Here is a 3,073-nt window from a genome sequence, read left to right on the forward strand (position 1 = left end):
GTCCATGATGGCCCGAGCCGATGGTCGAAATCGTGGCGTTGTTGAGAACATCGACGGATCCGCCAACGCCGCCATTGCCGCCCTCACCGCCATTGGTTTCAAAGGGCGTTCCAGCCAGGCCTTCGCCGCCGTCGCCGCCATCGCCGCCATTCGCCGTGCCGCCAAATCCAGATGCGTTGACGTTTATCTGCGGAACGTTGTTTACGGCTCCAGGGGTCGCATTTGTAATCGATCCGCCGGGATCGCCATTATCGCCATCTGCGTCAAAGCCACCAGGTCCCCTGTCCGGAGCATCCGGGCCGTTCTCGTCTATGACGAACTGAGCATGCGCCGCCGGTATCGGCGGAAAACCCACCAGCGCGGTGGCGCCGAGGAGGACCATCAACCGTCCGGCAATCACACCTGGCCGGCGACGGCGACCCGAGCCAGACGCTTCTTGCGCACGTGCCACCGGTCCAAGTTTGAACAAAGTCCACGCTTGCGCCGCACGAAGCGAACAAGGCGAACTGCCGGGCAGCGCTTGGCGGGCAAGCCCTGCTTGCTGGGATACCTCTGCCACATGGGCATTGGCAGCGTCGATACCGGAACCCGGAACCGCGAATGCGCGTTTGATGGCAAAGCCACCACGCTTTGAAAACAAAGCCATGCACTTACCCCCCGTTTTACGGGGGCGCGCCTCAATGCCTGCTTAAGGCGACGCCACCGCTATGCTCATGCAATTGCAATAAGGATGCCGGCACTGCGCAATAAGGTTCAATGCATTAAAACAGAGCATCCGCATTCCCACTTGCGGAGCTCTGACTCAATTAGAATACATTAACTTATGCCGGATGAAACCGAAAATTTACGTGCGGACACTGACTAAAGCCGCTGACGTTTCATAGTCGTCATATGACGACTATCTGCGGTTCACTGCTGGAATCGCAGAACAAAGCGATCGGACTGCCCGATTTCGTGATGCTCGACCCGCTGGCCATGGCATCGCCGCGCAAACGTCCTATATCAGTGGGCAGAGTTTTTTGCGCGGGAATGAGCGAATGTCGGCACTTCGGCCATCAACGATCTTCACAGTGGCAATGCTGGCCACGGCAGTGCTGGCGGGCGTTTGCCTGCCGGCTTCCGCGCAAGCGCTCAATTCCGCTACCGGCAACAATGCGCTGATCCGGCAGAACGACCTGCAAATCCTGCAAAACAGGATACAACGGCAGCAATATCAGCAGCAACAGCAGCAGTACCGCGCCCAGGACCGCCAGATCGTTCAGCAGCCGCCCCCGGTCGTGCAGCAGCTCAAGCCAAGCTGCCAGACCCAGATAATCGGCACCACCGCCGTGAGCAATTGCCGCTGACATCAAGGCGTTTTTCATTTATTTAGCCGACTTAGGTATTTCGAGTGTCTTTCGGCACATGCGAAAGTTTTGGTTTCGCAACGATGCCTTGTCGCGCTATGCGGCATTGCATCGACTGGATTGACGAATGGCAGCCACCAAGAAAAAGGCCGTACGCAAGGCAAAAAAGGGCGAGAGGATCCGCCAGGTGGCGGCTATTCCCTTTCGGCTGACCGCGCGCGGCGACATCGAGGTCATGCTGGTCACGTCGCGTACCACCAGGCGCTTCATCGTCCCCAAGGGCTGGCCGATGAAGGGCAAGAGCGGACGCAAGGCGGCCACCATCGAGGCACAGGAGGAAGCCGGCGTGCTCGGCAAGACGCTGAAGCAGCCGGCGGGCACCTATTCCTACTGGAAGCGGCTGGCCAATCGCTTTGTCCGCGTCGACGTCATCGTCTATCTGCTCGAGGTGAGCGAGGAACTGGCCGACTGGCAGGAAGCCAAACGACGCCAGCGGGCCTGGCTGGCGCCAGCCGACGCAGCCATGCTCATCGACGAGCCTGATCTTTCAACGTTGGTGAAGACGCTGAAGCTTCCTCAGCCTTTGCAGGTGGACCAGGCGTAAAGCCTCACTCGCCGGGCTCATCGCTTTCGGGAAACGGCCGCACCGGCGTGCCGGTATAGGTCCACAGCCATTCGCGCGGCAGCGGCCCTTTGTTTCGCTCGGCCTGCTGCGACTGCTCCCAGGCATGCGCAAGGATGCCGACCGAGCGCGACAGCACGAAAAGCCCTCGCGTCAGCGCTGGCGGAAAACCGAGTTCGCCATAGATGACGGCGGTAGCGCCATCGATGTTGAGCGGTATTTTTTTCCTCTTGCGTCGCGCGACGTCCGCCTCGATCGCTTCTGCAATATCGACGAAACGTCCGTTGACGGCACCGCGTGCGGCAAATTCGCGGGTCAGTTCCAGCAAGCGCGGCGCGCGCGGGTCGACGGGATGGAAGCGATGTCCGAGCCCCGGCACATAGCCCTTCTCCTCGGCGAAGAACCGGTCGAGCCGTGTCGAGACCGCTTCATTCAGCGTCATCCCGGCATCGATTGCCACGGCAATGTCACCATAGAAGGAAAGCGCCTGCTCGCCGGCGCCACCGTGCACGTCGCCGAGAACGTTGATGGCCGAGGCCATGGCGCTGTTGATACCGACGCCGCAGGTTGCGGCCATGCGCGCGATGGCGATCGATGGCGCCTGCGGTCCGTGGTCGACGGCGGCTCCCAAGGCAATGCCGAGCAACTCTGCCTGGTCCTCGCCGGGCAGTTCGCCGCGCAGCATCAGCCAGATGACAGCCGGGAAGCTGACGCGGCCGATCAGATCCTGGATCTCGTAGCCGCGCAGCCGGATGACACCAGGCCGCATCTCGATGATGTCGGTCTGCCACCATTCCTCGCCGCGCTCACGGCCCGTCTTCTCCGTGTCGCTCATGCGCCTGCCTTTGTCTTGGCGCGGGGTGGCAGGTCGGCGAACACCTCGCCCATATGTTCGCCGAGCGCCGGCGGCGGCTTTGTCGGCAACGGCGCCTCGCCATCTACCATGAAGCCGCCGCGCAGAACGGTCAGCGGCTTGTCCATGCCGGCCACATCATCAAAATTCGCGGTCACCCGGCGTTCGAGCACTTGCGGCTCGGCCAGCACTTGCGGGATCGTCAGCACCCTGCCGGCAGGCACGCCGGCGCGATTGAGCATCTCTTCCCAG

At 61.7% G+C, this 3,073-nt stretch carries 4 protein-coding genes and 1 pseudogene; 2 read left to right on the top strand and 3 right to left on the bottom strand.

What is annotated here, in order from left to right; all coding sequences use genetic code 11:
• A pseudogene (locus EN939_RS27445) lies at window positions 1-382 on the bottom strand (hypothetical protein); the annotation flags it as partial.
• Between the two features lie 655 nt (window positions 383-1,037).
• Between EN939_RS27445 and EN939_RS27450 the strand changes: the two are divergent.
• Together EN939_RS27450 and EN939_RS27455 are read left to right on the top strand one after the other, a co-directional pair.
• Window positions 1,038-1,346, top strand: a complete 309-nt coding sequence (locus tag EN939_RS27450) for a hypothetical protein (RefSeq protein ID WP_127270866.1) — start codon at window positions 1,038-1,040, stop codon at window positions 1,344-1,346.
• Window positions 1,347-1,473: 127 nt separating this feature from the next.
• Window positions 1,474-1,950, top strand: a complete 477-nt coding sequence (locus EN939_RS27455) for an NUDIX hydrolase (RefSeq protein WP_127270867.1) — start codon at window positions 1,474-1,476, stop codon at window positions 1,948-1,950.
• A gap of 4 nt (window positions 1,951-1,954) precedes the next feature.
• On the opposite strand, the gene EN939_RS27460 is transcribed toward EN939_RS27455, so the two are convergent.
• Both EN939_RS27460 and EN939_RS27465 read right to left on the bottom strand, forming a co-directional pair.
• Window positions 1,955-2,803: a citryl-CoA lyase gene (locus EN939_RS27460; RefSeq protein ID WP_127270868.1), complete on the bottom strand. Its 849-nt coding sequence runs from the start codon at window positions 2,801-2,803 to the stop codon at window positions 1,955-1,957.
• On the bottom strand, window positions 2,800-3,073 hold a 274-nt coding region (locus EN939_RS27465; protein WP_206528350.1), incomplete at its 5' end, for a CoA transferase. The genes EN939_RS27465 and EN939_RS27460, both read right to left, overlap by 4 nt.

The organism is Mesorhizobium sp. M7A.F.Ca.CA.002.05.1.1 (assembly GCF_003998335.1).
Classification (GTDB): Bacteria; Pseudomonadota; Alphaproteobacteria; order Rhizobiales; family Rhizobiaceae; genus Mesorhizobium.

Excerpts from the sequence above, each read along its gene's own strand:
- EN939_RS27450 (WP_127270866.1), top strand. The coding sequence starts at position 1,038 with ATGTCGGCACTTCGGCCATCAACGATCTTCACAGTGGCAATGCTGGCC.
- EN939_RS27455 (WP_127270867.1), top strand. The coding sequence starts at position 1,474 with ATGGCAGCCACCAAGAAAAAGGCCGTACGCAAGGCAAAAAAGGGCGAG.
- EN939_RS27460 (WP_127270868.1), bottom strand. The coding sequence starts at position 2,803 with ATGAGCGACACGGAGAAGACGGGCCGTGAGCGCGGCGAGGAATGGTGG.